The organism is Pseudomonas sp. SG-MS2 (assembly GCF_009933855.1).
GTDB classification, from domain to species: Bacteria; Pseudomonadota; Gammaproteobacteria; order Pseudomonadales; family Pseudomonadaceae; genus Aquipseudomonas; species Aquipseudomonas putida_E.
Genome location: NZ_MOMO01000074.1, coordinates 1 through 22,107, shown reverse-complemented (window position 1 = coordinate 22,107; position 22,107 = coordinate 1). Strand labels below are relative to the sequence as shown.

At 64.3% G+C, this 22,107-nt stretch carries 22 protein-coding genes; 6 read left to right on the top strand and 16 right to left on the bottom strand.

Annotation, left to right across the window (positions count from 1 at the left end):
• Window position 1: 1 nt before the first annotated feature.
• Window positions 2-1,693, bottom strand: coding sequence for a type II secretion system ATPase GspE (gene gspE, locus BLX42_RS06040; RefSeq protein WP_161871367.1), 1,692 nt, complete (start codon window positions 1,691-1,693; stop codon window positions 2-4).
• 482 nt (window positions 1,694-2,175) lie between these two features.
• Between gspE and BLX42_RS06035 the strand changes: the two genes are divergently transcribed.
• Both BLX42_RS06035 and BLX42_RS06030 read left to right on the top strand, forming a co-directional pair.
• Entirely contained in the window at window positions 2,176-2,418 is a 243-nt protein-coding gene (locus BLX42_RS06035; RefSeq protein WP_161871366.1) for a hypothetical protein, read from the top strand.
• A gap of 76 nt (window positions 2,419-2,494) precedes the next feature.
• Window positions 2,495-5,149, top strand: coding sequence for a glycoside hydrolase family 3 protein (locus tag BLX42_RS06030; RefSeq protein ID WP_256671923.1), 2,655 nt, complete (start codon window positions 2,495-2,497; stop codon window positions 5,147-5,149).
• Window positions 5,150-5,157: 8 nt separating this feature from the next.
• Here BLX42_RS06030 and BLX42_RS06025 read toward each other — a convergent pair whose 3' ends face one another.
• The 6 genes from BLX42_RS06025 to BLX42_RS06000 form a co-directional block, all read right to left on the bottom strand.
• Window positions 5,158-5,802: a TetR/AcrR family transcriptional regulator gene (locus BLX42_RS06025; protein ID WP_125922909.1), complete on the bottom strand. Its 645-nt coding sequence runs from the start codon at window positions 5,800-5,802 to the stop codon at window positions 5,158-5,160.
• A 72-nt stretch (window positions 5,803-5,874) separates the two neighbouring features.
• Window positions 5,875-7,215 (bottom strand): MATE family efflux transporter, encoded by a 1,341-nt coding sequence (locus BLX42_RS06020; RefSeq protein ID WP_161871364.1) that lies wholly within the window; start codon window positions 7,213-7,215, stop codon window positions 5,875-5,877.
• Between the two features lie 138 nt (window positions 7,216-7,353).
• Complete coding sequence (locus BLX42_RS06015; protein WP_119688797.1) at window positions 7,354-7,821, bottom strand: DoxX family protein; 468 nt, start codon at window positions 7,819-7,821, stop codon at window positions 7,354-7,356.
• Window positions 7,822-7,831: 10 nt separating this feature from the next.
• Entirely contained in the window at window positions 7,832-8,587 is a 756-nt protein-coding gene (locus BLX42_RS06010; protein WP_161871363.1) for a DNA-binding domain-containing protein, read from the bottom strand.
• Window positions 8,584-9,417 carry a DUF692 domain-containing protein gene (locus BLX42_RS06005; protein ID WP_161871362.1) on the bottom strand — a complete coding sequence of 278 codons (834 nt, stop codon included), beginning with the start codon at window positions 9,415-9,417 and terminating at the stop codon, window positions 8,584-8,586. The genes BLX42_RS06010 and BLX42_RS06005 overlap by 4 nt, the downstream gene beginning before the upstream one ends.
• A 16-nt stretch (window positions 9,418-9,433) precedes the next feature.
• On the bottom strand, window positions 9,434-9,712 hold the full coding sequence (locus BLX42_RS06000; protein WP_039602319.1) for a DUF2282 domain-containing protein: 279 nt from the start codon (window positions 9,710-9,712) through the stop codon (window positions 9,434-9,436).
• Window positions 9,713-9,911: 199 nt separating this feature from the next.
• Here BLX42_RS06000 and BLX42_RS05995 point away from each other — a divergent pair, with 199 nt between their 5' ends.
• Window positions 9,912-10,496 (top strand): sigma-70 family RNA polymerase sigma factor, encoded by a 585-nt coding sequence (locus tag BLX42_RS05995; protein ID WP_161871361.1) that lies wholly within the window; start codon window positions 9,912-9,914, stop codon window positions 10,494-10,496.
• Window positions 10,486-11,127, top strand: coding sequence for a DUF1109 domain-containing protein (locus BLX42_RS05990; RefSeq protein ID WP_161871360.1), 642 nt, complete (start codon window positions 10,486-10,488; stop codon window positions 11,125-11,127). The genes BLX42_RS05995 and BLX42_RS05990 overlap by 11 nt, the downstream gene beginning before the upstream one ends.
• A gap of 36 nt (window positions 11,128-11,163) precedes the next feature.
• Here BLX42_RS05990 and BLX42_RS05985 read toward each other — a convergent pair whose 3' ends face one another.
• Genes BLX42_RS05985 through BLX42_RS05975 form a run of 3 tightly spaced genes read right to left on the bottom strand, consistent with a single transcriptional unit; the run spans window position 11,164 to window position 13,804 of the window.
• Complete coding sequence (locus tag BLX42_RS05985; RefSeq protein WP_161871359.1) at window positions 11,164-11,745, bottom strand: TetR/AcrR family transcriptional regulator; 582 nt, start codon at window positions 11,743-11,745, stop codon at window positions 11,164-11,166.
• A 12-nt stretch (window positions 11,746-11,757) separates the two neighbouring features.
• The gene (locus BLX42_RS05980; protein ID WP_046785517.1) at window positions 11,758-12,606 is read right to left on the bottom strand and encodes a 3-hydroxybutyryl-CoA dehydrogenase; all 849 of its coding nucleotides are present in this window, start codon (window positions 12,604-12,606) and stop codon (window positions 11,758-11,760) included.
• Window positions 12,607-12,619: 13 nt separating this feature from the next.
• Complete coding sequence (locus tag BLX42_RS05975) at window positions 12,620-13,804, bottom strand: acetyl-CoA C-acyltransferase family protein (protein WP_161871358.1); 1,185 nt, start codon at window positions 13,802-13,804, stop codon at window positions 12,620-12,622.
• 168 nt (window positions 13,805-13,972) lie between these two features.
• Here BLX42_RS05975 and BLX42_RS05970 point away from each other — a divergent pair, with 168 nt between their 5' ends.
• Window positions 13,973-14,983 (top strand): AraC family transcriptional regulator, encoded by a 1,011-nt coding sequence (locus BLX42_RS05970; RefSeq protein ID WP_161871357.1) that lies wholly within the window; start codon window positions 13,973-13,975, stop codon window positions 14,981-14,983.
• A gap of 232 nt (window positions 14,984-15,215) precedes the next feature.
• On the opposite strand, the gene BLX42_RS05965 is transcribed toward BLX42_RS05970, so the two are convergent.
• The 5 genes from BLX42_RS05965 to glcD all read right to left on the bottom strand — a co-directional run bounded on the left by BLX42_RS05965 (window position 15,216) and on the right by glcD (window position 19,938).
• Window positions 15,216-15,554, bottom strand: coding sequence for a hypothetical protein (locus BLX42_RS05965; protein ID WP_125922916.1), 339 nt, complete (start codon window positions 15,552-15,554; stop codon window positions 15,216-15,218).
• A 193-nt stretch (window positions 15,555-15,747) separates the two neighbouring features.
• Entirely contained in the window at window positions 15,748-16,149 is a 402-nt protein-coding gene (locus tag BLX42_RS05960; protein WP_046785513.1) for a heme-binding protein, read from the bottom strand.
• Window positions 16,142-17,377: a glycolate oxidase subunit GlcF gene (gene glcF, locus BLX42_RS05955; RefSeq protein ID WP_161871356.1), complete on the bottom strand. Its 1,236-nt coding sequence runs from the start codon at window positions 17,375-17,377 to the stop codon at window positions 16,142-16,144. The genes BLX42_RS05960 and glcF overlap by 8 nt, the downstream gene beginning before the upstream one ends.
• A gap of 9 nt (window positions 17,378-17,386) precedes the next feature.
• Window positions 17,387-18,439, bottom strand: a complete 1,053-nt coding sequence (gene glcE, locus BLX42_RS05950) for a glycolate oxidase subunit GlcE (RefSeq protein ID WP_161871355.1) — start codon at window positions 18,437-18,439, stop codon at window positions 17,387-17,389.
• Window positions 18,439-19,938 (bottom strand): glycolate oxidase subunit GlcD, encoded by a 1,500-nt coding sequence (gene glcD, locus BLX42_RS05945; protein ID WP_161871354.1) that lies wholly within the window; start codon window positions 19,936-19,938, stop codon window positions 18,439-18,441. The genes glcE and glcD overlap by 1 nt, the downstream gene beginning before the upstream one ends.
• Before the next feature lie 196 nt (window positions 19,939-20,134).
• Here glcD and glcC point away from each other — a divergent pair, with 196 nt between their 5' ends.
• Entirely contained in the window at window positions 20,135-20,902 is a 768-nt protein-coding gene (gene glcC, locus BLX42_RS05940; protein ID WP_125922921.1) for a transcriptional regulator GlcC, read from the top strand.
• A 60-nt stretch (window positions 20,903-20,962) separates the two neighbouring features.
• On the opposite strand, the gene BLX42_RS05935 is transcribed toward glcC, so the two are convergent.
• On the bottom strand, window positions 20,963-22,107 hold a 1,145-nt coding region (locus BLX42_RS05935; RefSeq protein WP_161871353.1), incomplete at its 5' end, for a M20/M25/M40 family metallo-hydrolase.

The following is a 22,107-nucleotide window of genomic DNA, read 5'->3' as shown; positions in this document are numbered from 1 at the left end:
CTCAATCACCACCCGTGACGCGCAGCACTTCTTCAAGCGAGGTGACGCCGGCCAGGGCCTGGCGCAGGCCGTCCTCATAGAGGGTCACCAGCCCGTTGCGACGGGCGTGGGCCTCGAGTGTGGCGGCATCGGTCTGGCGCATGAGCATGCCGCGCAGGTCTTCGTCCATGACCAGCAGTTCGGTGATCGCGCTGCGCCCATGGTAGCCACCGCCCGGCGCCTGCTCGTCTGGGCGGTACAGCATGATCGGAAGCTGTTGCGTATAGCGGGCCAACTGGTGGCGCTCGACCAGTTCGGTCGGTGCCTGGAAGGCGATACGGGTGGCCGGGTCGAGGCGGCGCACCAGGCGCTGGGCAAGGATGCCCTGCAGGGTGGAGGCGAGCAGGTAACCTTCGACGCCCATGTCCAGCAGGCGGGTGATGCTGGCGGCGGCGCTGTTGGTGTGCAGGGTCGACAGTACCAGGTGCCCGGTCAGCGATGACTGGATGGCGATGCGGCAGGTTTCCAGGTCGCGCATTTCACCGATCATGATCACGTCCGGGTCCTGACGCACGATCGAGCGCAATGCCGTGGCAAACCCCAGGCCGATGGCAGGCTTGACCTGGATCTGGTTGATGCCGGTGAGCTGGTATTCGACCGGGTCTTCCACGGTGATGATCTTGCGTTCGGCGGTGTTCAGGCCCGACAACGCGGTGTAAAGGGTGGTGGTCTTGCCCGAACCGGTGGGCCCTGTGACCAGGAAGATGCCATGGGGGCGCGCCAGCAGATGCTCGATGCTGTGCAGGGTGGGGCCACGGATGCCCAGGCTGGCGAAGTCGAAACTCACGGTTTGCCGGTCCAGCAGGCGCATCACCACCGACTCGCCGAAACTGGTCGGCACGGTCGAGACCCGCAAGTCCAGCTCGCGGCCCTGAATGCGCAGCATGATCCGCCCATCCTGCGGCAGGCGGCGCTCGGCGATATCCAGCCGGGCCATGATCTTCAGCCGCGAGATGACCGCCGCGGCGTAGCCGGCCGGTGGTGCTTCGCCTTCGACCAGCACGCCGTCGACCCGGTAGCGCACTTTCAGCTGGGTTTCGAAAGGTTCTACGTGGATATCCGAAGCGCGACGGTCGACGGCGTGTTGCAGCATCAGGTTGACCAGGCGGATCACTGGCGCCTCGGAAGCCATGTCCTTGAGCTGTTCGATGTCGCCTTCGTCGATGCTGTCGTCGTCCAGGGTCTGGATCAGCGCGCCCATGGCCGAGCGGCCTTCGCCGTAGGCCTGTTCGATCAGAGCGGTGATCTCGTCGCTGGTCCCTACCACCAGCTCTACCTGTTTTGCCGCCTGGTAACCGAGTGCGTTCAGCGCGTAGGCCGAAAGCGGCACGGCGGCGGCGACCTGCAAGTGGCTGCTGCTTTCACTGAGGGTGACCACGCCGTAGTGGCGGGCAAAGCGTTCAGTGGCCACAGGCGCGGTGTCGACACGCTGCCCGTCAAGCCTGGGCACGCCCAGCAACTCGGCGTAGGCCGCGGCCATTTGCTGCTCTCTTACAGCGCCCAGGCGCAGCAAGGTGCGCAGTTTTTCATGTTCGCCCATTGCCTGCGCCACGCCCAGGCGTGCAGCACGATTCATATCAGCCGGTTGCAATGCGCCAGCATTGAGCAGCCACTCACATATATCGTCAGCAGAAGGAATAGTTGATTTCATCATGATGGCTTAGTGCAAGTGCTGGCTATATAGCGGCACTTTACTACTTGTCAGACCTGAGGTGGCCCGGAGAATACTTTGGAATTTTAACCGTTGCAACAGCCTATATTTTTGGTTTGTTCAGTGTGAATTAGTTGGCTGTTCTCAGCGGTCTCGGAAGCATACCACCCCGCTAAACCTAATTGCAACTAGGTTTAGTTGAAGGTGAATGTTTGCCATAAATACTCAAAAAAAGCATTAAAAAACCAAGATTACAATAAATATTGGAATCTACGAATACATTTTTGCTCTTAGCATGTGTTTAATGTAATTCTATTCTTTATATTTCGATGTTATTTGGCGTGGTTTTTTTGGTTTTTTGATGCGTTGCCCACTGTGCACTTCATGAGCGCTTGAACTTTTCAGTTAACTGCCCAGACTTACGCGCCGGCCGGGCCCTGTTTGCGGCCCGCTAATTCCTGCATTCTTTTTTCGAGAACTATTCGATGAATAGACTACTGCTGCCGTTCGCCTGTTCGGCATTGCTGGCCACTGTGCCAAGTGCCTTCGCAGATACAAACGGCGCCACTTCCGGTACAGCGGCTTATGAAGCCCGTGAACAACTGGACAGCCAGCGTGAACAACTGTCCGGTGTCAGCGATGTTGCAAAGGGCGCCACTGATGCCAATGCCTTTGTCGACGCGCCGGTAGACACCGCTGATGCGCCGGCGCTGGTCAGCCAGCCGTAAGGCCGCAGGTTTGCCTGCTCCCATTCTGTTCTTGAGGATTCAACCCGTGAAACATTTCAAACAGGCCGTGAGCCTGATGGCGCTCGGCGTCATGCAGGCCTCGGGCGCTTTGGCGGCCGGGCCGGCCACCGGCAACGAGGTGGAGGCCCGGGTCAGCTCCATCCTGGACAACATGAACCAGGCCGAGAAGATCAATTTCACCCGGGTCAACGACGGCCACATGATCCCGTCGCTGCTCAAGTGGGGTATCCAGGGCACGGTGGCGTACGACTCGTCCATGGGCGTGCATGTCAATAACGCCACCTTTGGCGCACAGTACCCTTCGCAGTCGGCCCTGGCCGCCACCTGGAGCATCAACCGGGCCAAAGAGTTCGGCCTGGCCATTGCCTATGAAACGCGTATTTCCGGCGGCCAGCAGATGCTCTCGCCCGGGGTGAACCTGTACCGCACGCCCTACAACGGGCGTTCGGCCGAATACGTCAGTGGCGAGGACCCGTTCCTTGGCGCGGTGCTGGCGCCGGCCATCGTCAACGGCATCCAGGCCCAGGGGATCCAGGCCAGCGGCAAGCACTACCTGGCCAACGAGCAGGAGGCCAATCGCCAGGCGGTCAATGTCGTGGCCGATGAACGCACGCTGCGTGAGCTGTACTTGCCCGGCTTCGAGTCGATGGTCAAGAACGCCAACGTGGCGTCGATCATGTGCGGGTTCAACAAGGTCAACGGCGACTACGCCTGCGAAAACCACCACCTGATCACCGAGGTGCTCAAAGGCGAGTGGGGCTATCAGGGCACCGTGATCAGTGACTTCAATGCCATTCACGACCCGTTCAAGGGGGCATGGGCGGGCACCGACCTGGACATGCCTTCGGGCCTGCAGTTCACCGAGGCCAACCTGCTGCCGTACCTGTGGAGCGGCCAGCTGACCCAGAACGTCATCGACGACAAGGTCAAGCGCAACCTGCGCGCCGTGGTCAGCTACGACTTCCAGGAAAACCTCAACACGGCAAAGACGCTGGAGCACACCGAGTATGGCCAGCGCGCCTCGCTGAACGCTGCACGTGAAGGCATCGTGCTGCTGCGCAACGCCGATACCGCTGCTGGCAAGCCGCTGCTGCCGCTGGCGCGTACCGCCAGAATCGCAGTGATCGGCGACTGGGCCAACCAGGCGCCTGCCACGCCGTTCGGTACCGCCAACTCGCCACCCAACAGCTACGTGACCGAACTCAGCGGGCTGCAGCAACTGGCGTCGAACAGCGCCAATGTCACTTACCTGTCGGCGTTGAGCCTGAACCCCAAGGCGGCCGTCTGGTACCAGCCGACCTCGTCCGGCAGCGGCGTCAGCAATGCCGGTGTGAAGGCCGAGTACTTCAGCAACACCAGCCTCAGCGGCAACCCGGTACTGACCCGCATCGAGCCGGGCGTGAACCTCAACTGGACCACCAGCACCAACGAAACCAGCACCGGCACCACTGCCGTGTCCGGCTTCAGCCCGACAGCGGGGGCGTTCTCCGCGCGCTTCAGTGCGACGATCAAGCCGACCGTCTCGGGTGCGCATGTATTCAAGGTGCGCGCCGACGGCCCTTACAAGCTTTGGGTCGATGGCAAGCTGGTGGTGCAGAGCGACGGCGTGCCGTACTCCTCTGATGTGGTCAACGCGCTGACCACCTCGGGCAAGAGCGCTGCCCTGGTGGCGGGCAAGTCCTACAACGTCAAGCTTGAATACCGCCGTGTGCAAGGCAACTTCACGCCGGCACTGGGCGGCCTGGCAGGCGTTCAGATGAGCTGGGCGTCCCTGCGACCGCCGAAGGACATCGCCAGCTACGATGCCGTGGTGATCGCCGCAGGCACCAACTACGAGAACGAGGGTGAAGGCTCCGACCACAGCTACGCGCTGCCGGACCAGCAGGCCGAGTTGATCAAATTCGTCACCAAGGCCAACCCGAACACCATCGTCGTCACCCATGGCGGCGGCGTGGCCGACATGCAGCCGTGGGCCAAGAAGGTTGGCGCAGCGTTGCATGCCTGGTTCCCGGGGCAACAGGGCGGCCAGGCACTGGCTGAAATCCTCTATGGCAAGGTGAACCCGTCGGGCAAGCTGCCGGTGACCATCGACAAGAAGATCGAAGACAACCCAAGTTACGCGTCCTACCCGGACCCGGCCGCCTACCGTGGCGACAACCCGCTGACCGAGATCGACTACAGCGAGGGGCTTTACATGGGGTACCGCGGCTATGACAAAAAGCACGCCAAACCGCTGTACCCGTTCGGCTTCGGCTTGTCGTACACCACGTTCGGCTATTCGGACTTGAAGCTCTCGACCAATGTGATGACCCCGGGCAACACCGTGAACGCCACGTTCACCCTGACCAACACGGGTGACAAGGCGGGCTTTGAGGTCGCGCAGCTGTACATTCAGCCGATCGCCCCGCAAGTCGACCGCCCGAAGAAGGAGCTCAAGGGCTTTACCAAGGTGTACCTGGAGCCGGGCCAGAGCAAGACCGTGAGTTTGCCGATCGACTCGCGCTCGCTGGCGTACTTCGTGCAGAACACCGACAGTTGGGACGTCGATGCCGGCAAGTTCAAGGTGTGGGTCGGCCCGGACTCGGAAAACCTCACGCTGCAGCGCACGCTGGTCACGCTCATGCCGCAACACCTGACCACGCGTGACAGCAACCCACTACCGGCGCCGCTGCAAGCGGCGGTGCAGGTCAGCGACAGCCAGGCTTACTGACCGTCGCACTAGGCCTTGATGCAAGAGGCAAGGCGTAGCAGGTAGGCGTCGAAGACCGCTTCGACGTCGACCTGGTCCGGGGCGCGCAGCCACTGGATCTGCAGGCCATCCATCACGGCGAAGATCTCGGTCGCCAACGCCTTCGCATCAATGTCCTTGCGCACCTCGCCATGCTCGACCAGCGCCGCCAGGTGCGCCTGGGCGTGGGCGTGGGTCAGCGCGAATTTCTCCTTGTACCAGGGCCAGGCCGGGTGCTGCTCGGACAGGCTTTCGACGCTGATCATCATCGAAGCCTGGCATTCAAGCAGGTTCTGCACGCTGAAGTTCATGCTCATGCGCACGAACGCCAGGAAATTCGCAAGCGTCGGCGCCATCTCCAGCTCGGCAAACTTCTCCGTCACTCGCCGATCGCGCCGATCGAGCAAGGCCTGCAGCAACGACACCTTGTTGGGGAAGTGGTGCAACAACCCGACCGTAGTGATGCCGGCGATTTCGGCCACATCGCGCATGGAGGCCGCTGCATAACCGTCTTTGGCGAACACGGCGGTGGCCGCATCCAGCAGGGCGGCGCGGCGCATTTCGCCCTTGGGGGCGCGGCGGCGTTTGGTGACCGGTGTGCTGGACGCTTCGCTTTCGTGATCCTGACCTGACATAAACCAACTTCAAGCTGTGGTGGGTGGTGTGCCGGTTCCGCTGAAGCGGCGAGGGCGATTATGGCAAAAGTTCTAGGGTTCGTGCGCCCGGTATGCGCCTGGGCGGTTGATCAGGATGGCCGTGGCGACGCTGGCCAGTGCGACCAGGGCATTGCCGACCCACAGCCCGAGCATGATGCCGTTGGCACCTTGCAGCGCTGCGCCTGCGGTGACGAAGGGCAGGGTACCCAAGGTGGCGCGAAGCCAGGCGTAGAAGGCCACCCACCCTGCCTGGCCGCGGCAGATGAACAGCGAAATGGCGATGAAGTCCAGGCCCATGATGACCCACAGCCCCGGCCCGTACCGGCACAGGTCCTCGATCAGCGCCTGCCCCGGGCCTGACAGCGTGAAGGCATGGCCAAGCCACGGCGCGGCGCTTGCCAGCACTGCCCAGGCGACCAGGCCGTACACCACCACCAGCCTGGCGGCGCTGTGCAAGGCTGCCTGTGAACGCGCATGGCGGTGCGCGCCCAGGTTCTGTGCCAGGATCGGCACCAGCGCGCCCGGCAAGGCGAAGTACAGGCAGTAGGTAATCTGCAGCACTCTGTCCATCACCGCCATGCCAGCCATGACCGAGACCCCGAACAGTGCCAGCTGCGCCATGGTGTAGGTCAGGGCGACGGGCATCGCCAGGTTGGCGAGGGTGTAAGGCAAGGCAATGCGCATGATGCGTGCGCCATACAGCCGCAGCAGGCGTAGGCGTATGCGCGTGGCAAGGCCGACATGGGCCCTGACCAGGTACAGGCCCGTCAGGCTGCCTGCTGTGGCTGCCACCAGGCAGGAAAGGCCGGCGCCCAACAGTTTCAGGTCCAGACCAAAGATCAGTATCGGGTCGACGATGGCCAGGCAGGCGGCACTGGCCAGCACCACTGCCAGCGCGCGCCCGCTCAAACCTTGCGCCCGGAGCACTTGGGCCGTGGCCTGAGTGAGCGCCATCAGCACCGACGCCACCAGCGTCATGGCAATGAATTGCCGGGCAAGCGGTGAGGCGGGCGCATCGGCCCCCACCAGGCCGGCGAAGAAGTCCAGGTTATACCACTGCAGTGCAGACACACTGGCCGAGACCAGCGCGGCGAGGATCAGCATGTGGCTGGTCAGCACAGGCACCGAGGCGCTCGAACCCTGGCCGACCCTGCGGGAGATCATGGTGCCTGCAGCGACGACAATGCCCGCCACCAGGCTTGAATTGAAAAAGGCCAGGGTCTTGGCGATGCCTACCGCAGCAATGAGTACTTCGTCATGCAGCAGGGCGACATACGTGAGCGTGAGAATGTCGGTCAGGAAAATCGCCAGCAGGCTCAGCGCACTGGTAAACGCCATTACCCGTACGTGGTGGGTCAATGAACCTTGGGTGAATGTGGCGGGGTGCTTCATCTTGGGGTGTACCGCTAGGGTGGGTGCAACAGTGCGGTACCAAGACAACGTGGGCTGCGAAGAGTTTAATGGAAAAGCCGCGTGAGTGTTCTTCACCCGACACGCTGCGCCTGCCAAGTGGTAGCTGGCCGGCTGGGCTCAATGCAGCCGTAGCAACCGGTCCAGTGACAGAGCGCCGGCACCCCGGCCTATCAGCAACAGCAGCAGGCCAGCCCACGAAAGGTGAGTAGGCCAGGCGTCCGGGTAGACGAATATCTGGATGACCGCTGTCATGCCGAGCAGGGCAAGCGCTGAAAGCCGGGTGAACAGGCCCAGCACCAGTAGCAGTGGGAACAGGTGCTCGGCGTAGGTTGCCAGGTGGGCTGCGAGCCAGGGCGAAAGCAGCGGCAAGGCATACTCGCTCTGGAACAGCTCGTAGGTACTGGGCGTGATGCTCAGCAGACCCTCGACCTTGGTGCGGCCTGACAGGAAGAATATCGAGGCGATGCCCAACCGCGCGACCAGGCACAACGCACTGTCGTTGAGCAGCCGTTGCAGGCAGTCGGCAAGGCCGTTCCAGCGTTGGCGCAGGCCAATGGGTGGAGCTGGGGGGCGCAGGGTGTCCATGGCCGTTCCTTCAATCGAATGAAAGCGGGAGAAAGACCCGGGCCTGCATCAGGCGACCGAGCAGGCTGGTGAAGTTGAGGCCAGGCTGGCGTTGCAGGGCAAGTTGCGAGGCGCTTTCCAGTGTGTGACCGGCTGCGCAGGCATCCAGGAACGTGCAGCCACCGGCCTCGAGTGGCTGATGGTTCACGCCGTCCTGGTCGGCGCTCAACAGTGCGCCTTCTGCCACCCAGGGTTGCGACTGTGGCCATGCCAGGCCTTCGCGGCTGCAGCGCCACAGGCTAAGTGCCGGGTGAGCGTCGCACCACTGCCAGCGCACGCTCTGGCGCGGCCGCAGGTGGCTGCGACCCAGGTCGCTGGCCGTCATGCCTGCCAGGTCGGCCAGGGCCAGGCAAGGTTGCTCGTCGGCGGCGAACACTTCGCACCAATACCAGTCCAGGCGTGCGACATCGGCCAGGTAGGGCAGCCCGTGGCTGGCCTGGCTGTCTTGCAGAAACGCCGCGAACGTCGCACCGTAGCGGATCAGCCGTGCGTCGTCAGGTGGGGTGTGTTGTGCGTAGGCGGCAGCGGCTTGCTGCATCCAGCCGGCGCCGACCAGAGTTTCGACACTGGGGAAGTTGGCGCGCAGTGCGTCCACGCAGCCGGCCATCACGGTATTGCGGTAGACCGCGAACGCCGGTTGGCGTGTCAGGTTGTGCAGCAGCGGAGCAGGGCGCAGGTAGAGTGCGTCGATGAAGGCATCCTGGAACTGGCCAAGTGGCAGGTTCATGGCAAGGCTCCTGCGTGGTCGAGGGTAGACTGGGCAATCGCCCGTTCGGCAAGCAGTTCATCGAAGGCGGGGAGGTTGCCGTCGCGTTCGATCAGTGTCGGGCGCGCGCCGATGCGCGCGATCAGCCGGCGGTACAACGCCCAGACCGGTTCGGCAATGGCTGCATCATGCGAGTCGATGAGCAGTGTGCCTTGGTCGTCGTGGCTGTGGCCGGCCAGGTGCACTTCGCTGATGGCATGGGCCGGGAAGCGGTCGAGGTAGCCCTGGGCGTTGAAACCCAGGTTGTGGGCGCTGACATGAACATTGTTGATGTCCAGCAACAGCGTGCAGCCGGTGCGGCGCACCAGCTCGCCGAGGAACTCGATTTCGTCCAGGTCGTGCCCTTGCAGTTGCAGGTAGTGGCTGGGGTTTTCGATGGCGATGCAGCGCCCCAGGGCATCCTGGGTGCGCAGGATATTCTCACTGATGCGTGCCAAGGCTTCGTGGCTGCGGGGGAACGGCAGCAGGTCGGGGTGATACTGGTCACGCCAGGTGGACCAAGCCAGGTGCTCCGACACCAGCACCGGGTTTACCTGGTCGATCAGCACGCGCAACCGGCGCAGGTGGGTGATGTCCGGTTCGGCGTCCGCTGCCAGTGACAGCGCAACGCCGTGCAGCGACAGCGCATGGCGTTCGGCGATGCGCTGCAGCCACGCCAGGCGCGGCCCGCCGACCATGTAGTTCTCTGGATGCACCTCATACCACAGGCCTTCTGCATCGCAGGCCAAGGCCTGGGCAAAGTGTTCAGCCTTGAGCCCGAGCCCGGCGCCCAGAGGGGCAGTTCGGTTCATGGTCGGCGGCCTCTGCTCAAGACTTGATCGGGGTCAGTGAACCCATGCCATTGGGCGTCTTGATCGAGGTGCAGGTGCCGGCCGGGACGTTTTTCCAGGCCATGCCGTCGTAGTCTTTTTTGGAGCTGCCTGCGCAACTGGTGCCGGCACCGGCTTTGCAGTCGTTCTTGCCGGCCATGGCGACGCCGTAGCATTTTTCCATGGCTGCACCGTTGCTGGTGGTATCGGCGGCGGTGGCGACGCTGGCCATGGAAGCAAGGGCCAGGGCGGCAGTGGTAAGGGCGAGGGTATTCATGGGGGTGTCTCCAGAGAATGGGGCCGTGGTGATGTACCGAAGGCTCATGGACTAGTTCGCGGTGGCCGCTGCTGCGGTTACAGGCCCGCGAAAATATTTTCAGGTTGCTGCATTTGCCCTGACCCATGCGCTGAAAAGCGCAGCAGCGGCTAAGGTTCGATAAAAGAAAAAACTACAGACGGTGTAACCTTGGCCCCCCATGCAACGAACTAACTCTCAGGACCACCTCGGCGCACGCGAGTCGCAGTTGCAGGGCTTGCTGCTGCGCGGGCTGGCGGGCGATGCACGGGCCTACCGCGAATTCCTTGCGGCGCTGGCGGTGCATGTGCGTGGGTTTCTGCGGCGGCGGCTGCAGCAGCGCCCGGCCGAAATCGAAGACTTGCTGCAGGAAGTGTTGCTGGCCGTGCATAACGCACGTCATACCTACCAGCCGCAACAGCCGCTGACGGCGTGGGTACAAGCGATTGCCCGTTACAAGCTGGCAGATTACCTGCGCCGCTACGCGCACCACGACGCGTTGCACGAGGTGCTGGAAGACGACAGTGACCTGTTCGCCACCAGTGATGAAGCGCCTGCCCAGGCCAGCCGCGATCTGGGCAAGCTGTTGGGGCGGTTGCCGGCGCGCCAACGCTTGCCCATTGTCCACGTCAAGCTCGAAGGGCTTTCGGTGGAGGAGACTGCGCGTATCACCGGGCTTTCCTGTTCGGCGGTCAAGGTGGGGATACACCGGGGGCTCAAGGCGCTGGCCAAGCTGATTCGAGGCAGTGAAGAGCATGAAGACTGATGAACTGATTACCCTGCTGGCTGCTGGTGAAGCGCCGGTGGGCCGTCATGCGCTGGCACGGCGCCTGGCGCTGGCGTTGCTAGCAGGCACACTGGCTGCGGTGCTGATGACGGTGGCCGTCTACGGCGTGCGCAGCGACCTTGCCGAAGTGGCGCGTACGCCGCTGTTCTGGGCCAAGCTGGCCTTGCCCGCCAGCCTGGCGCTGCTCGGGCTGTCGTTGACGCAGCGCCTGGCCAGGCCCGGCGTGCGCGGCGGGATGGTGTGGCAACTGCTCGGGCTACCGTTGCTGCTGGTCTGGCTGGGAGCTGCGATCAGCCTGTTCGGGGCTCCGGTCGAAGCCCGTGCCGATTTGATCTTTGGGCGTACCTGGCGCACCTGCGCGTTGAACATCACGCTGCTGTGCGTGCCGGTGTTCATCACCCTGTTCTGGGCATTGCGTGGCCTGGCACCGACGCGGCTGCGCCAGGCTGGCGCAGCCGCGGGCCTGCTCGCCGGTGCGACCGCAACCTTGGTTTACTGCCTGCACTGCCCGGAAATGCAGGTGCCGTTCTGGGGGACCTGGTACGTGCTGGGGATGTCGGTGCCCACGTTGATGGGAGCAGTGCTTGGCCCGCGTTTGTTGAGGTGGTGAAGATGTAGAGCCTGGCTGATCGAGCGGTACGGTGGGCTAGCGCAATGTTCGCTCAATTCCCCCAACCAGCAGGCTTTCCATCAACCCCAACCCTTGTTCCTCAGGCAAAGCCTTCAGCATCCCAGGCAACTGGTTGAGCAACGTCGCCACCACCTGCGCCGTCGCCGCCAATGCTGCGTCGGGCAGTTTCGCCTGCGGTGCGATCAACCGCAGCAACCCTGTCTCATAACGTTTGCGCAACAACGCCAGGCGCGTTTGCTGCGCTTCGCTCAGGCAGCAGAAGTCCCGTGCGGCCAGGCGAAACTGCAGGGGCCGTTCGGCATGCAGTTGCCAGTGCGCTGCAATCAGGCAAGCCAACGCCGAACCGCCGCGCGCTGTAGCACGGCGGCCAAGCTCCAGCGTTGCCTGCAGCTCCTCGTACAACTCTTCGATCAGGTCGTACAGCAAGTCCTGCTTGCTCGGGAAGTGCTGATACAGCGAACCTGCGGTCACGCCCAGATGTGCCGCCAGTTCGCGCATGCTCACCTGGCCGAAGCCCTTCTCGGCGAACAGCGCCATGGCCCGGTCACGTCGCTCTTCAAAATTGGCACAGCGCATCGCGGCATTGACCGGGGGCATGCTGTTAGCTCCTCAGTAGGTGAAGAAGCCGCGGCCGCTCTTGCGCCCCAGCCAGCCGGCCGCGACCATTTCCCTTAGCAGTGGGGCAGGGCGGTACTTGCTGTCGTTGAAGCCCTCATGGAAGGCTTCCATGATCGCCAGCAAGGTGTCCAGGCCAATCAGGTCGGCCAGCGCCAGCGGGCCGATCGGCTGGTTGCAACCCAGGCGCATGCCGGTGTCGATGTCTTCGGCACTGGCCAGGCCCTCCTGGCGCACGAAGATCGCTTCGTTGATCATCGGCACCAGGATGCGGTTGACCACGAAGCCCGGGCGGTTACCGGCAGTGATCGGCGTCTTGCCGAGCTTCTCGGTAACCAGCAGGGCCTGGGCATAGGTGCTGTCGCTGGTTTGCAGGCCACGGATGATCTCGACCAGGGCCATCATCGGCACCGGGTTGAAGAAGTGCACGCCGATGAACCGCTCAGGGTGCTCGATACTGGCCGCCAGCTGGGTCACCGACAGTGACGAGGTGTTGGTGGCAATCAGGCAATCGGGCGCCACGTTGGCAGCCACTTGCTGAAGGATGCGTTGCTTGAGCTGCAGGTTTTCGGTCGCCGCCTCGATCACCAGTTGCGCAGTGCTCAAGCGGGCATAATCGGTGCTGGTGCTGATGCGCGCTTTGGCTGCGCTGGCGCGCTCAGCATCGAGGGTACCCTTGTTGACCTGGCGCTCCAGGTTTTTGCTCAGGGTGGCGACGCCGCGCTCTAGTGCGGCCTCGGCGACATCCACCAGCAGCACCTGATAGCCGGCCACCGCGCAGACTTGCGCGATGCCGTTGCCCATGGTGCCGGCGCCGATCACGGCGATCTGTTCAATGCTCATGTTGCAAGTTCCCTCAGACGCGCTCGAAGACGACGGCGATGCCCTGGCCGCCGCCAATGCACATGGTGGCCAACGCGTAGCGGCCCTGAATGCGCTGCAGTTCATGGATGGCCTTGGTGGCAATGATCGCCCCGGTGGCACCCACCGGGTGGCCCAGGGAAATGCCGGACCCGTTCGGGTTGACCTTCTGCGGGTCGAAGTCCAGCGCGCGGGCCACGGCACAGGCTTGGGCGGCGAAGGCTTCATTGGACTCGATCACGTCCAGGTCGCTGATGTTCAGGCCGGCCTTTTCCAGCGCTTTGCGTGTTGCCGGAATCGGCCCCAGGCCCATCAGCTCGGGCTCGACGCCGGCATGGGCGTAGGCCACCAGGCGCGCCAGCGGCTTGAGGCCCAGGCGGCGTACGGCGTCACCGGTCGCCAGCACCAGGCCGGCAGCGCCGTCGTTGATGCCGCTGGCGTTGCCGGCGGTAACGGTGCCGTCTTTCTTGAAGACGGTCTTCATGCCGGCCAGCTGTTCGGCGGTCACATCGCCGCGTACGTGTTCGTCAACGGCGAACTCGACGGTGCCTTTGCGGGTTTTCAGTTCCAGCGGCACGATCTGGCTGGCGAAGCGGCCTTCAGCGATGGCACGGGCGGCGCGGCGCTGGCTGGTCAGGGCCAGTTCATCCTGCATCTGGCGGGTGATGCCGTGCTTGGCGGCGACATTTTCCGCCGTGATGCCCATGTGGAAGTGTTCGAACGGGTCCTGCAGAACGCCGACGGTGTAGTCGATGCCTTGCAGGTCGCCCATGCGCGCTCCCCAGCGGGCCTGTGGCAGCAAGTAAGGGCCACGGCTCATGGACTCGGCACCGGCGGCCAGGGCCACATCGGCATCACCCAGCAGCAGGCACTGGGTAGCGGAAACGATGGCCTGAAGGCCCGAACCGCACAGGCGGTTGACGTTGAACGCCGGGGTTTCCTTGGGGATGCCAGCGCTCATCGCGGCGACCCGCGACAGGTAAGCATCGCGTGGCTCGGTGGGGATGACATTACCCATGACCACATGGCCGACCTGCTCAGGTGCTACGCCCGAGCGTTCGAGGGCGGCGCGGCTGATGGCAGTGGCGAGGTCTGCCAGCGGCAGGTCCTTGAGCGAGCCACCAAAACCACCGATGGCGGAACGGACGGCACTGACGACGTAGATTTCTGCGCTGCTCATAGAGGCTCCGATTGCGAAGGCATGGCGGAAGCGGGCCAGGCTCTGCGAGAATGGCCGGCGCTCCCTCGTTGAGTCCGAGTCTAGGCAAAGGCCCTGTTCCAGCCTATGCCGGATCTGTTCAGTCAACCTGGCACTTTTTGCCACTCAGCATAGACAGCGAATAACGCCATGCGCGATAGCGATTCGGTCGCCGTGTACTTTCTCAATGCCATGTTTCATGCCCTGCGCGACCAGCCCTTGGCGCGTGACGCCCATCTGCGCGCGGTGGGCATCGACCCGGCGCTGCTCGATCAGCCGCAGGCCCGCGTACCGGCCAAGGCGTTCGCCCAATTGTGGCTGACGCAGATCCAGCAACTGGACGATGAGTTCTTTCGCCTCGACAGCCATGGCATGCCGCTGGGCAGCTTTGCCCTGATCTGTCGCGGCCTTATCCAGGAGCCGAACCTGGACAAGGCACTGCGCCAATGCTTGGGCAATTTCAGCCTGTTCCTGCATGACCTGCGCGGCAGCCTGACGGTGCGCGCCGGGCGGGCGGTGATCAGCGTGCACTCGGGCATTGCCGACCCGTTGACCCGGGTTTATGCCGAGGAGACCTATCTGGTGCTGGTGGTTGGCCTGCTGTGCTGGCTGGCCGGGCGCCGTCTGGCCATCGACCGCACCGAACTGGCAGTGGCGCGCCCGGCCCAGGACGACGACCTGCTGCTGTGGGGGCCGGACTTGCGCCTGGGCAGCGGGCGCACCGAGGTTGAGTTCGACAGCGCTTATCTGCGTCTGCCGGTGGTCCAGGACCTGGCCGGTCTGAAAACCTTTCTGCGTAGCGCGCCCCAGGGCCTGGTGATCCGCTTTCGCAACCAGAATGGGTTGGTGGCCCAGGTGTACCGGCATCTGCGTGCCCGGCGCTATGGGCAATGGCCGACGCTGGCGGCCATGGCTGAGCAGCAGGGGATCAGTGCCAGCACTTTCCGCCGCCAGTTGGAGCGCGAAGGGCGTTCGTATCAGCAGATCAAGGATGAGGTGCGTCGCGCCATGGCCTTTGAGCGTTTGCGTGAGGGGGTGATGAGCATTGCCGAAATCGCCGAGCAGGCGGGGTTTCAGGAGCCCAGTGCGTTTCATCGGGCGTTCAAGAAGTGGACGGGGCAAAGCCCGGGGAGATACCGGGCTAGGTTGGTTGGGCAGTAGCGTTGGCCCAGCCTGGCCGGCCTCAGCGCCTGCACGGCCCAGCCATGGGCCGAAGCGCTTGACGGGCATCCATGCCCGTCACCTCCCTGCGCAAGACCTGCGCTCGGCCTCCTGAAGTCGCAATCGGCGGTGCCTGGCATACCGCGCACTTAGAAGCAAAAGCAAAAGAAAAACAAAGCAAGGCAAAAATGAATCAACGGCACCGCAGCAGCGTCCCAGTCGCCTGCTGGCTTCAGAATCGTGCGGTACTCACCGTGATATAGCCCTTGTCCAGCAGCGCAATACGGATCACCGTCTCATCGGCTGGCGCCTTGCGCTTTTGCTTGATGCAAACGCCCTCGACAGCGATGTTACGGATGCGGTGCGCGATGAGGCGGCCACACGCGTCGAAAAACAATTCGCTGGCCAGCAACTCGATGCGTTCGATCAGCCCCCGCGTGCGCTCGTCGGTGGCACAAAAGAACAGTACTCCCGACCAGTGCGGGTCGTCGTCAGGGTTGCTGACATCATGGGCCAGCAGCTCGCGCAGGGCGCTGCGCAACTCGGCAGTGGTGCGGGTGTGTGGATGCATGCGCAGCTTCCTCTGGGACACAAGTGCCGATCATGTTTTCCATGGTGGTGCGCGGCAAGTAGGACGCTTCCGAGAGGATGGGTAGGAATTTTCTGAACGTGTAGAGAGGTGCCGGGTGGCTTGCAAGCGGTCGACCTGCAAAAGCCAACCGCGGCCCGGCTCTTCTGTTGGCGGTGAGCTGTCAAGGCGCGGATTACGTGATGGCCGCCGCCCCGGCCTTGGCCACCTGGGCATCCTGTTCAGGCTTGACCCCGGATACACCGATGGCGCCGACCACCTGGCCATCCACCCGCAACGGCACGCCGCCCTCCAGGCTGGTCAGCAGCGGCGCGGTGACGAACGCGGTGCGCCCGCCGTTGACCATCTGTTCGTAATCGCGCGTTTCCTTGCGCCCCAAGGCCGAGCTGCGAGCCTTTTCAACGGCGATGTAGGCGCTGGCTGCCGCGCAGCCGTCCATGCGCTCCAGGCCAAGCGGATGGCCGCCGTCGTCGACCACCGCGATGGTGACCTTCCACTGGTGCGCCAGGGCCTCCTGGCGGGCGGCTGCAAGCAGGCGGGCAACTTCGACCTGGCCGATCACGGACTTGCTATGCATGGCTGTTCTCCTGGTTCAGGGCTGCTTCGACGATTTCGATCCAGTGCCGTACCGGTGTGCGTCCGGCACCGTCGAGGTGGGTCTGGCAACCGATGTTGGCGGTGGCGATGAGTTGCGGCTTGCCGCTTTCCAGCGCGTTGAGTCGGCTGTCGCGCAGTTGCCGCGACAGTTCGGGCTGGGTCAGCGAGTAGGTCCCGGCAGAGCCGCAGCACAAATGGCCGTCGGGCACTGCGGTGAGGGTGAAGCCAAGCCGGGCCAGCAGGCTCTCCACCTGGCCGCCGAGCTTGAGGGCGTGCTGCAGGGTGCACGGGCAATGAAAAGCCAGGCGTTGTTCGGCGCACACGCCCAGTTGCTCGACCGGCTCGTCGCGCAGCACTTCCACCAGGTCGCGTGACAGCGCGCTGACCCGCGCTGCCTTGGCCGCGTAAAGCGGATCCTTCTCCAGCAGGTGGCCGTAGTCACGCACGAAGGCGCCGCAGCCGCTGGCGGTCTGCACGATGGCTTCGGCGCCCGCGTCGATGGCGGGCCACCAGGCATCGATGTTGCGCCGGGCACGCTGCAGGCCTTGCTCCTGGGCATTGAGGTGGTAATCAACCGCGCCACAGCAGCCAGCTTCGAATGCAGGTTCCACGCTGATGCCCAGGCGGTCCAGCAACCGCGCGGTGGCGGCGTTGGTGTTGGGCGACAGGGCCGGCTGTACGCAGCCTTCTAGCAGCAGCACGCGGCGCGCGTGGCGCACCGCCGGGCGTTTGCCAGGGGAGGCCACCTGGGCGGGCAACTTGCGCTTGAGTGTGCCCGGCAGGACTGGGCGCAAGGCTTGGCCTGCGCGGGTCAGCGCCTTGAACAGCGCCGGGCGCGGCACCACTGCGCGTAAACCTTGGCGCAGCAGGCGCTGGCCGACCGGGCGGGGCACTTGCTGTTCGACCACGGCGCGGCCGATGTCCAGCAGGTCATGGTATTTGACCCCTGATGGGCAGGTGGTCTCACAGTTGCGGCAGGTCAGGCAGCGGTCCAGGTGCAGTTGGGTACTGGCGGTGACCGGCGCACCTTCGAGCACTTGCTTGATCAGGTAGATGCGCCCGCGCGGTCCGTCCAGTTCATCGCCGAGCAACTGGTAGGTGGGGCAGGTGGCCGTGCAGAAGCCACAGTGCACGCATGCGCGCAGGATGCTCTCGGCCTCTTCGGCGCGGGCCAGGCGCTTGGCGGTGTCGCTCAGGTTGGTTTGCATGGCGTGGCCTCACAGGTCCGGGTGCAGGCGGCCAGGGTTGAACAGGCCCTGGGGGTCGAGTTGACGCTTGAGGGCGTGGTGATAACGCATCAGCGCGGCCGGCAGTGGTGCACTGCTGTGCTCGCCTTGGGCATAGCCGATGGCGTGGCCGCCGGCCTTGGCCACCTGCTCGCGGATCGCCGCTGCGGGGGCGCCGGACTTCAGCCAGCGCTGCGCGCCGCCCCAGTCGATCAGCTGGCGCCCCGGCAGGTCCAGTTCGGCGGTGGCGATGGGCACCGATAGGCGCCACAGCGGTTCGGGGCCCTCGAAGAAGGCCAGGCGCTGCTCGCGCAGGTCACTCCAGAACGGGCTGTCGAGCACGTCGCCGCCCAGGCGCTGGCGGGCCGATTGCACCGAGCCTTCACCGCCTTCCAGGCGCAGGTACAGTGCTTCGCCGTCGTGGCAGGCTGCGCTGATCGGCAACGGCTGCTGACCCCATTCGGCCAGTTCGGCCAGGGCCTGATGGCGGTCCATCGGCAGGCGCAGGCTCAGGCATTGCCGCGGCCGTGGCAGCACCTTCAGCGACACTTCGGTCAGCAGGCCCAGGCAGCCGAAGCTGCCGGCCATCAGCCGCGAGACGTCGTAACCGGCGACGTTTTTCATCACCTCACCGCCAAAGCGCAGCAGCTTGCCGTGGCCGGTAATGACCCGCGTGCCGAGCACATAGTCGCGTACCGACCCGGCCCAGGGCCGACGGGGCCCGGACAGCCCCGCTGCTACCATGCCGCCCAGGGTCGCCCCGGCGCCGAGGTGGGGCGGTTCGCATGGCAGCATCTGCCCGGCCTCGAACAGCGCCGCCTCGATCTCTTGCAGTGGCGTACCGGCGCGAGCGGTGAGCACCAGCTCGGTCGGGTCGTAACTGACGATGCCGCGGTGGCCGCGGGTATCGACGAGCTCCCCGACCACCGGGCGCCCCAGCATGGCTTTGCTGTTGCTGCCCTGAATGCGCAGCGGGGTGTTCAGGTTCAAGGCCTGGTTGACCTGTTCGAGCAGGTCCTGGCTCATATCGCGGTCCAGGCTCATCAGAAGCGCTCCAGGTCAGGGAAGGGCAGTTGGCCGTGATGCACATGCATGGCACCGAACTCGGCGCAGCGGTGCAGGGTGGGGATGTTCTTGCCCGGGTTGAGCAGCCCTTTGGGATCGAACGCTGCCTTCACGGCATGGAACAGGGTGATTTCGTCGCTGTTGAACTGCGCGCACATCTGGTTGATTTTCTCGCGGCCCACGCCATGCTCGCCGGTGATGCTGCCGCCCACTGCCACGCACAGTTCAAGGATGCGCCCGCCGATGGCTTCGGCGCGTTCCAGTTCGCCGGGCAGGTTGGCATCGAACAGGATCAGTGGGTGCATGTTGCCGTCGCCGGCGTGGAACACGTTGGCAACGCGCAGGCCGTACTGCGCGGACAGTTCGCTGATGCCCTTGAGCACGCGCGGCAGTTCGCGGCGCGGGATGGTCCCGTCCATGCAGTAGTAGTCCGGCGAGATGCGCCCCACCGCCGGGAATGCGTTCTTGCGGCCTGCCCAGAAGCGCACGCGCTCGGCCTCGTCGCAGGCCAGGCGCACCTCGCGGGCACCGGCCTGCTGCAGTATCGCTGCCACACGCTCGCAGTCGTCCTGCACGTCGGCCTCGACACCATCGAGTTCGCACAAAAGGATCGCCGCAGCCTCTACCGGGTAGCCGGCGTGGATGAAGTCTTCGGCGGCGCGGATCGCCAGGTTGTCCATCATTTCCAGGCCACCGGGGATGATCCCGGCAGCAATGATGTCGGCCACGGCCCGGCCGGCGTCTTCCACGCTGTCGAAACTGGCCAGCAGGACCCGGGCGACCTGGGGCTTGGGCAGCAGTTTGACGGTCACTTCGGTGACGATCCCGAGCATGCCTTCGGAACCGGTGAACAGTGCCAGCAAGTCGAAGCCTGGGCTGTCGAGGGCATCGCTGCCCAAGGTCAGGCGTTCGCCTTCGACGGTGAGGATCTCCACCTTGAGCAGGTTGTGTACGGTCAAACCGTACTTCAGGCAGTGCACGCCTCCGGCGTTTTCAGCGACATTGCCGCCGATGGAGCAGGCGATTTGCGAAGAGGGGTCTGGCGCGTAGTAAAGGCCATAGGGCGCCGCTGCCTGGGAAATGGCCAGGTTGCGCACCCCCGGCTGAACCCGGGCGAAACGGCCTTGCGGGTTGACTTCAAGAATGCGGTTGAAGCGTGCCATGACCAGCAGGATGCCCTTGGCCAGTGGCAATGCGCCGCCTGACAAGCCCGTGCCGGCACCACGCGCCACGACGGGCACGCCGCGTAGGTGGCAGAGCCTGAGCAGCGTCTGCACCTGCTCCAGACGCTCGGGCAGCACCACCATCAGGGGCACGGTGCGGTAAGCAGAGAGGCCGTCGCATTCGTAAGGTGTGAGGTCTTCGCCCCTATGCAGGATCTCAAGGTCGGGCAGCGCTTCGCGCAAGGCCTGCAGCAGGGCCGGCTGGTCCACGGCAGGCAGCGCGCCATCGACCCGTTCGTCGTAGAGAATGTTCATCAGGCTCACTCAACGGCAGTTTTTGTTGTTGTGGGTAAACCGTTCACCCCCTCAGCCTGCGCGCCCCGTTGCCTCAGGTCGAGCCTGCAGCGCACTGGTCCTACCAGTTTTTCCGGCAGGTGCTGGTTATTTACCGGTTGGGATGCGTAGATTGGCGCAGGCTATGGAAGTGGTCCTACCAGTTGAGGGGGTGCACATGGTTGCTGAAGGCAAGGCCAAGGTCGCCGACCAGGTTGCCGAGCGGGTCGAACGGTTGATCGTCGAGGGTGTGCTCAAGGTGGGGCAGGCCTTGCCTTCGGAGCGACGCCTGGTGGAAAAGCTCGGCTGTTCACGCTCGGCACTGCGTGAAGGCCTGCGCATCCTGCGCGGGCGCGGCATCATCGACACCGAGCAGGGGCGCGGTTCGTTCGTCGCCGACCTGACCGGGCAGCAGGTGGGCGTCACCCCGCTGATGCACCTGTTCAGCTCGCAACCGCGCACCTTGTTCGACCTGTTGGAAGTGCGCGCGCTGCTCGAGGCCGAGTCCGCACGCCTGGCAGCGTTGCGTGCCACCGATGTTGATCGCCTGCTGATCCGCCGTCGCTACGAAGACATGCTCGCCGCCCACGCAGCGCCCGAAGGGCTGGATGCGCGTGAGCACGCCCACCGCGACCATGCATTCCACCGGGCGATCAGCGAGGCCTCGCACAACCCGGTGCTGGTGCACACCCTGCAGTCGCTCAGCGACCTGACCTTGAACACGGTGTTCGCATCGGTCAACAACCTGTATTGCCGCCCCGCGCAGAAGCGCCAGATCGACCGCCAACATGCGCGGCTGTATCACGCAGTGATGGAGCAATTGCCGGAGCAGGCGCAGCGGGCGGCGCGCGAACACATCAACGGGATTCGCGACAGTTTGCGCGAGATCGAGCAGGAGGAGCAGCGGCTGGTGCGGGCGACGATGCGCATGGACGGGTGGGGGTGAGGTGACCCTGAGGGCGCCGGATTGCCGGCGGCCCATAGGGCAGTTGTGGAAGTACCTTTATTATTGCGCCAGATGCCGGATCATCGCGACCGTCAGGTACAAGCGCGGCGCCACACTGCTCAGCTCGATGTACTCGTCGTCACCATGCAGCCCCGCGCCGACCACGCCCAGGGTTTCCAGTACCGCCGGCTTGTCGCTGCCCGGTACGTAGGCATAGCCGGCATCGGTGCCGAAGCGCATGGCAATCGGCTCGATCTTGTGGCCGACCTCGGCATACAGCTGCTGGGCAGTCTGGGCCAGCTTCGCCGATGCGTCATTGCGTGCCAGGGGTGGGCGGCCTTTTTCGACGGTGACGGTCGCTTGGGTATCGGCGACCAGCAGTTTTTTCACGATGCGCTGAGCGTCCCCCTGCACCCGGTCGGTCTCGCTCAGGTCCGAGTAACGCATGTCCGCTTCGGCAGTGGCCAATGCCGGGATGATGTTGGCCTTTTCGCCGGCTTTGGCCAGGGTCCAGTTCACCGTGGTGCCTTTGCTGGCATCACCCAGGTCTTTGAGCTGGAGCAACTGGTGGGCCAGTTCGGTCAACGCGTTGCGCCCCTCTTCGGGGGCCGAGCCTGCGTGCGAGGCACGGCCCTTGACCTCGAGCCTGAGGCGGTTGATGCCATTGGTGGCGACCGTCACGGCGTCCTTGTCCGGTGGCTCGTAAGAGAACACGTAGTCATGCTTGCGCGCCAGTTCGGCGATGATCTGTTTCGACCCGGCCGAACCCATTTCCTCGTCCGGGTTGAACAGCACGGTGAGCGTGCGGTAACCCTTGAAGTCTTGCTGTTGCAGCAGTTTGAGTGCATGCAGGATCATCGCCACGCCACCCTTGGCGTCGGCAACGCCTGGGCCGTAGGCGCGTGGGCCATCCACGCGGAACGGGCGCTTGGCCACGGTGCCAGGGACGAACACGGTGTCGTAGTGGACCATGAGCAGAAAATTTTTGCTGCCGGTACCTTTGAAGGTGCCGACGATGTTGTCGCCCACGGACGGTTGGGCAGGGTGGGTCTGCACCTGGGCACCCAATGCCTCGAGGCGCTTGACCAGCGCGGCGCTGACTTGTGCAAGGCCGGGCTCTGTGCCGGTACCGGTGTCGACCGAAACCAGGCTCTTGAGGGTTTCAAGGTAGGCTGCCTGTTCGCCTTGGGCTTGCTTGAGCAGGT

Bases quoted from the DNA above. Each gene is read 5' to 3' on its own strand.
- glcC (WP_125922921.1), top strand. From the start codon at position 20,135: ATGGTTGCTGAAGGCAAGGCCAAGGTCGCCGACCAGGTTGCCGAGCGG.
- BLX42_RS05975 (WP_161871358.1), bottom strand. From the start codon at position 13,804: ATGAGCAGCGCAGAAATCTACGTCGTCAGTGCCGTCCGTTCCGCCATC.
- BLX42_RS06025 (WP_125922909.1), bottom strand. From the start codon at position 5,802: ATGTCAGGTCAGGATCACGAAAGCGAAGCGTCCAGCACACCGGTCACC.
- BLX42_RS05990 (WP_161871360.1), top strand. From the start codon at position 10,486: ATGAAGACTGATGAACTGATTACCCTGCTGGCTGCTGGTGAAGCGCCG.
- BLX42_RS06015 (WP_119688797.1), bottom strand. From the start codon at position 7,821: ATGGACACCCTGCGCCCCCCAGCTCCACCCATTGGCCTGCGCCAACGC.
- BLX42_RS05970 (WP_161871357.1), top strand. From the start codon at position 13,973: ATGCGCGATAGCGATTCGGTCGCCGTGTACTTTCTCAATGCCATGTTT.
- glcD (WP_161871354.1), bottom strand. From the start codon at position 19,938: ATGAACATTCTCTACGACGAACGGGTCGATGGCGCGCTGCCTGCCGTG.
- BLX42_RS06005 (WP_161871362.1), bottom strand. From the start codon at position 9,417: ATGAACCGAACTGCCCCTCTGGGCGCCGGGCTCGGGCTCAAGGCTGAA.
- BLX42_RS06010 (WP_161871363.1), bottom strand. From the start codon at position 8,587: ATGAACCTGCCACTTGGCCAGTTCCAGGATGCCTTCATCGACGCACTC.
- BLX42_RS06020 (WP_161871364.1), bottom strand. From the start codon at position 7,215: ATGAAGCACCCCGCCACATTCACCCAAGGTTCATTGACCCACCACGTA.
- glcF (WP_161871356.1), bottom strand. From the start codon at position 17,377: ATGCAAACCAACCTGAGCGACACCGCCAAGCGCCTGGCCCGCGCCGAA.
- BLX42_RS06000 (WP_039602319.1), bottom strand. From the start codon at position 9,712: ATGAATACCCTCGCCCTTACCACTGCCGCCCTGGCCCTTGCTTCCATG.
- BLX42_RS05985 (WP_161871359.1), bottom strand. From the start codon at position 11,745: ATGCCCCCGGTCAATGCCGCGATGCGCTGTGCCAATTTTGAAGAGCGA.
- BLX42_RS05995 (WP_161871361.1), top strand. From the start codon at position 9,912: ATGCAACGAACTAACTCTCAGGACCACCTCGGCGCACGCGAGTCGCAG.
- BLX42_RS06035 (WP_161871366.1), top strand. From the start codon at position 2,176: ATGAATAGACTACTGCTGCCGTTCGCCTGTTCGGCATTGCTGGCCACT.
- BLX42_RS05960 (WP_046785513.1), bottom strand. From the start codon at position 16,149: ATGCATAGCAAGTCCGTGATCGGCCAGGTCGAAGTTGCCCGCCTGCTT.
- BLX42_RS05980 (WP_046785517.1), bottom strand. From the start codon at position 12,606: ATGAGCATTGAACAGATCGCCGTGATCGGCGCCGGCACCATGGGCAAC.
- BLX42_RS05965 (WP_125922916.1), bottom strand. From the start codon at position 15,554: ATGCATCCACACACCCGCACCACTGCCGAGTTGCGCAGCGCCCTGCGC.
- glcE (WP_161871355.1), bottom strand. From the start codon at position 18,439: ATGAGCCTGGACCGCGATATGAGCCAGGACCTGCTCGAACAGGTCAAC.
- gspE (WP_161871367.1), bottom strand. From the start codon at position 1,693: ATGATGAAATCAACTATTCCTTCTGCTGACGATATATGTGAGTGGCTG.
- BLX42_RS06030 (WP_256671923.1), top strand. From the start codon at position 2,495: ATGGCGCTCGGCGTCATGCAGGCCTCGGGCGCTTTGGCGGCCGGGCCG.